This is a genomic window from Streptomyces anatolicus (genome assembly GCF_019400875.1).
GTDB lineage: Bacteria > Actinomycetota > Actinomycetes > Streptomycetales > Streptomycetaceae > Streptomyces > Streptomyces anatolicus.
On the sequence record NZ_WMBF01000470.1, the window covers coordinates 1 to 4,910 of the forward strand.

General features: G+C 70.1%; 3 protein-coding genes and 1 pseudogene. All 4 read left to right on the top strand.

Annotation, left to right across the window (positions count from 1 at the left end; all coding sequences use genetic code 11):
- Positions 1-790 (top strand): annotated as a pseudogene (locus tag GKQ77_RS27605) (ABC transporter ATP-binding protein); the annotation flags it as partial.
- Between the two features lie 162 nt (positions 791-952).
- Positions 953-1,843, top strand: a complete 891-nt coding sequence (locus GKQ77_RS27610) for a FadR/GntR family transcriptional regulator (protein WP_219691647.1) — start codon at positions 953-955, stop codon at positions 1,841-1,843.
- A gap of 451 nt (positions 1,844-2,294) precedes the next feature.
- On the top strand, positions 2,295-3,839 hold the full coding sequence (locus tag GKQ77_RS27620) for an RNA polymerase sigma factor (protein WP_258022062.1): 1,545 nt from the start codon (positions 2,295-2,297) through the stop codon (positions 3,837-3,839).
- A 152-nt stretch (positions 3,840-3,991) separates the two neighbouring features.
- Positions 3,992-4,822: a S1 family peptidase gene (locus tag GKQ77_RS27625; protein WP_219691649.1), complete on the top strand. Its 831-nt coding sequence runs from the start codon at positions 3,992-3,994 to the stop codon at positions 4,820-4,822.
- The last annotated feature ends 88 nt before the right edge of the window (positions 4,823-4,910 follow it).

The window sequence follows — 4,910 nt, forward strand, 5'->3', positions numbered from 1 at the left end:
GCCCATCACCGTGCGCCCCGGTCGCAGCCCCCTCCGCCCCCTGCGGTACGAGCTGCGGCGGCTGACGGGTGTGGCGACCGGCTATCTCACCTTGGCCGCCGTGCTCGCTGCCTCCGCCTTGATCTGCGTCTTCCTTGCCAGAAGCGGGCACACGCCGCAGCCGCGCCTGCTCGCCGCCTGGCCGCTGGAACTTCCCCTGCCACCCGCGGCCCTTGGCGCGGGGCTGCTCGGGGCCCTCGCCTTCGGGGACGAATTCCGGCACCCCGCCCTCGCAGCGGACCGGGGAACCGTCCCGCGCCGCTTGGGGCTCCTCGTCGCCAAACTGCTCGTCGCCGCCGCCACGGCGCTGCTGCTGGGCCTGCTCACGGTGGGGGCCGACGCCACGCTGCTTCACCTTGTATACGGCGACGAGCTCATCAAAGTTCCCGGTGACTGGCTTTCGCTGAGCGTGAGTTGGGCTGCGCTGGTGGTGGCGTGTGCCTGGGCGGGGGTGCTGGCCGCCGGTGTCTTCCGGACCACCACCGCGGGGCTGGCCGCGGTCGTGGCGGTGCCGATCGTCGTCGTACCTCTCGTACAAAAGGCCGTCGAGGGACCGGCTGTGCGATCGGCGGCCGGGCTTCCGGGGCGGCTGCGGGACCTCGCGCTGATGCAGTGGCCGTTCGGAGCCGAGCGGTATGTGGCGGGTGGAGTGCGCATGATCGCCCAACCCGTGGGTGGTGCATTGATGTTGTCACTGACCGCTCTGCTCTGCGCATATGTGCTCACGACGGTGCGTGGCAGAGTCCGATGACGACCGTCCGCCGCCTTCCGTTCCGGGGCTGTGCGCAACTCCCCGGACGACGCTCATTTCTTTCCGATAAGGCGTCAATTGCGGCGGGGTAAGCGATCACCCTTTCGTGTGCTTTTCACCAAAGACCTCAAGGGAGTTGGGGGCCACGCCGACAACTGATCCGTGAGTACCCTTGCGCAGACCATGATGACCACCGCCCGCTCCGCCGACTCCGGTCTCGCCGGCCCGGGCGACCTCGACCGATACCCCTTCGCCGAGCCCTCGGGCGCCGGCGACCGGGTCGTCGCCCCCGTGTGGGACGGCGCCGAGCACGACCTGGGGCGTGTGAGCCGGCGCGCGTCCGGAAGCCGCGGCCGCGGGCTGCACGGCCAACTCGTCCAGCAGCTCGGTCAGATGATCGTCTCCGGCGACCTGGGCGCCGACCGCCCGCTCGTCCCCGAGGAGATCGGCCAGCGCTTCGAGGTCTCCCGCACCGTCGTCCGCGAGTCGCTGCGCGTGCTGGAAGCCAAGGGTCTGGTCAGCGCCAGGCCCAACGTCGGCACGCGCGTGCGTCCCGTCAGCGACTGGAACCTGCTCGACCCGGACATCATCGAGTGGCGGGCCTATGGGCCACAGCGTGACGACCAGCGTCGCGAGCTCGGCGAGCTGCGCTGGATGATCGAGCCGCTCGCCGCCCGCCTCGCCGCCGGGCACGGCCGGGAAGAAGTGCAGCAGCGCCTCGCCGACATGGTCGAGATCATGGGGCACGCGCTGAGCCAGGGTGACTCGATCACCTTCTCGCGCGCCGACGCGGAGTTCCACTCGCTGCTCATCCAGGTCGCGGGCAACCGCATGCTGGAGCACCTCTCCGGCATCGTCTCCGCCGCCTTGCAGGTCTCCGGAGGCCCGGTCACCGGTTGTGACCGCCCCAGCGAGGCCTCGCTCGTGCACCACTCCCGCGTGGTCGACGCCCTCGCGGCGGGCGACGGGGCCGGCGCCGAGGCCGCCATGCGGCAGCTGCTCACCGTCCACCCGGAGGTGGAGCGGGTCGTGCCCGCCCCTCGCGAGCACTGACCGCGCGCACCCGCCCGCTGTGTGCGTGCCCCACGGCAGGCTTCCCGTCGCCTCCCCCGTCGGCGACGGCCCCCGCTGCCGCACCAGGCGTCGCCGGATCTCCGCGGGCTCCTCAGGAGCCCGGTGGGGTCCGGCGACGCGATGGTGAGGGTTGCGTCGCGGGCCATCGGGGGATCATTCGTGCATGCGTATAGGTGGCTTCTGGCCGTATCTGGTTGCTTTTGGACGCTTACGAGGTGTGACTCGGGCCACGTAGATTGGGCGTAACGCTCCAAGGAACAGCGCGATGACCTAAGAGGTGATAGCCGAGGAGGGAATACAGCCGTCGTTCGCGACGCTGTGTAGCTCCCCGGCCCCCGCCCGCGCCGTCGGCCCGAATCCCTAGCCGCCGGTCGTCGGCTCCGGTCCACAATGGACGGGGCCGGAAGCCGTTTTCCAACGTTCCGAGAGGTTGTTCGTGTCGGCCAGCACATCCCGTACGCTCCCGCCGGAGATCGCCGAATCCGTCTCTGTCATGGCGCTCATCGAGCGGGGAAAGGCTGATGGGCAGATCGCCGGCGATGACGTGCGTCGTGCCTTCGAAGCTGACCAGATTCCGGCCACTCAGTGGAAGAACGTTCTGCGCAGCCTCAACCAGATCCTCGAGGAAGAGGGTGTGACGCTGATGGTCAGTGCCGCGGAGCCCAAGCGCCCCCGCAAGAGCGTCGCAGCGAAGAGCCCGGCCAAGCGCACCGCGACCAGGACGGTCGCGGCCAAGGCCGCCACGGCGAAGCCCACCGCCACCGCCGCCACTGAGGCGCCGACCGCGGATGGTGCCGCCGAGGACGCGCCCGCGAAGAAGGTCGCCGCCAAGAAGACGACGGCCAAGAAGGCCGTCGCCAAGAAGACCGTCGCCAAGAAGGCGACGGCCAAGAAGTCCACCTCCAAGAAGGACGCCGACGAGCTCCTGGATGACGAGGCCACCGAGGAGGCACCCGCCGCCGGCAAGCCCGGCGAGGGCGAGCCCGCAGAGGAGGGCGCCCAGGGCTTCGTGCTCTCCGACGAGGACGAGGACGACGCGCCGGCCCAGCAGGTCGCCGCGGCAGGCGCCACCGCCGACCCCGTCAAGGACTACCTGAAGCAGATCGGCAAGGTCCCCCTCCTCAACGCCGAGCAGGAGGTCGAGCTCGCCAAGCGCATCGAGGCCGGCCTGTTCGCCGAGGACAAGCTCGCCAACGCCGACAAGGTCGCTCCGAAGCTCAAGCGCGAGCTGGAGATCATCGCCGAGGACGGCCGCCGCGCGAAGAACCACCTCCTGGAGGCCAACCTCCGCCTGGTGGTCTCCCTGGCCAAGCGCTACACCGGCCGCGGCATGCTCTTCCTGGACCTCATCCAGGAGGGCAACCTCGGTCTGATCCGCGCGGTCGAGAAGTTCGACTACACCAAGGGCTACAAGTTCTCCACGTACGCCACCTGGTGGATCCGTCAGGCGATCACCCGCGCCATGGCCGACCAGGCCCGCACCATCCGCATCCCGGTGCACATGGTCGAGGTCATCAACAAGCTGGCCCGTGTCCAGCGCCAGATGCTCCAGGACCTGGGCCGCGAGCCCACTCCGGAGGAGCTGGCCAAGGAACTCGACATGACCCCGGAGAAGGTCATCGAGGTCCAGAAGTACGGCCGCGAGCCGATCTCCCTGCACACCCCTCTGGGTGAGGACGGCGACAGCGAGTTCGGTGACCTCATCGAGGACTCCGAAGCGGTCGTGCCGGCCGACGCGGTCAGCTTCACGCTGCTCCAGGAGCAGCTGCACTCGGTCCTGGACACCCTGTCCGAGCGTGAGGCGGGCGTGGTCTCCATGCGCTTCGGTCTCACGGACGGCCAGCCCAAGACCCTCGACGAGATCGGCAAGGTCTACGGAGTGACGCGTGAGCGCATCCGCCAGATCGAGTCGAAGACGATGTCGAAGCTGCGTCACCCGTCGCGCTCGCAGGTCCTGCGCGACTACCTCGACTAGGCCACGACGGCCGGCTCCCGACAGTCGGCAGAGCGTTCCCGGAAGGCCCGAAGTCCTCGGCATGAGGCTTCGGGCCTTCCGCGCGCGGGTGCGCGGTATGCGGCACTGAATCACTCTGGGGAGGCCATCGCAGCCCAGAGTGAGGAGATCGCATGCGTCGTCCCTTCGCCCGACCGTGGACGGGGGTACTGGCCACGGCGGCCGCTGCCACCGTCCTGCCGCTGGCTTCCCCGGTGCCCGCGGCGGCCGACAGTGTGATCGTCGGGGGCAGCCCGGTGCAGGTGTCCGACAGTCCGTGGGTGGTGGCGCTCTCCAGTCGTGACCGGTTCGGGGGTACCCGCTCGGGACAGTTCTGCGGCGGCGTGGTGACCGGGCGTACGACGGTCCTGACGGCGGCCCACTGCATGAGCGACGACGTACTCGGCTTGCCGATGAACCGGGTCAAGGACCTGACGGTCATCGCCGGACGCGGGGATCTGGGCACCTCCGAAGGCAGAGAGATCCCCGTGCGTGAGGTCAGGATCAACCCGGAGTACGACGCCTACAGCAACTCCGGCGACGTCGCGGCGCTCACCCTCGCCGAGGCGCTCCCTGAGGGGTACGTGCTGCCCATGGCGGGGGAGGGCGACCCCGCGTACAAGGCGGGGACGGAGGCGGCCGTCTACGGCTGGGGGGACACCACGGGAGCGGGCGACTACGCCCGTACGCTCCATGCGGCACGGGTTCGGGTGCTGTCCGACGCCGTGTGCGAGGAGGCGTACCCGGGCAACGCCGACGGCACGTACCAGGCGGAGACCATGCTGTGCGCCGGCGAGATGGAGGGGCGGCGGGACGCCTGTCAGGGGGACAGTGGCGGCCCGCTGGTCGCGCAGGGGCGCCTCATCGGTCTGGTGTCCTGGGGGAGCGGCTGTGGGCGTCCTGGGAGCCCTGGCGTCTATACGCGGATCTCTGCGGTGGCCAAGGTGATGCGGGCCCGCGCCTGAGGCGGTGTGCCCGCCTAGGGGGTGGTGGCGGCCCAGGAGGGCCCAGAAGGGGCGTGGAGGCCCCTGTGACGAGGACGGGCGGTGGCCC

Bases quoted from the DNA above. Each gene is read 5' to 3' on its own strand.
- GKQ77_RS27625 (WP_219691649.1), top strand. From the start codon at position 3,992: ATGCGTCGTCCCTTCGCCCGACCGTGGACGGGGGTACTGGCCACGGCG.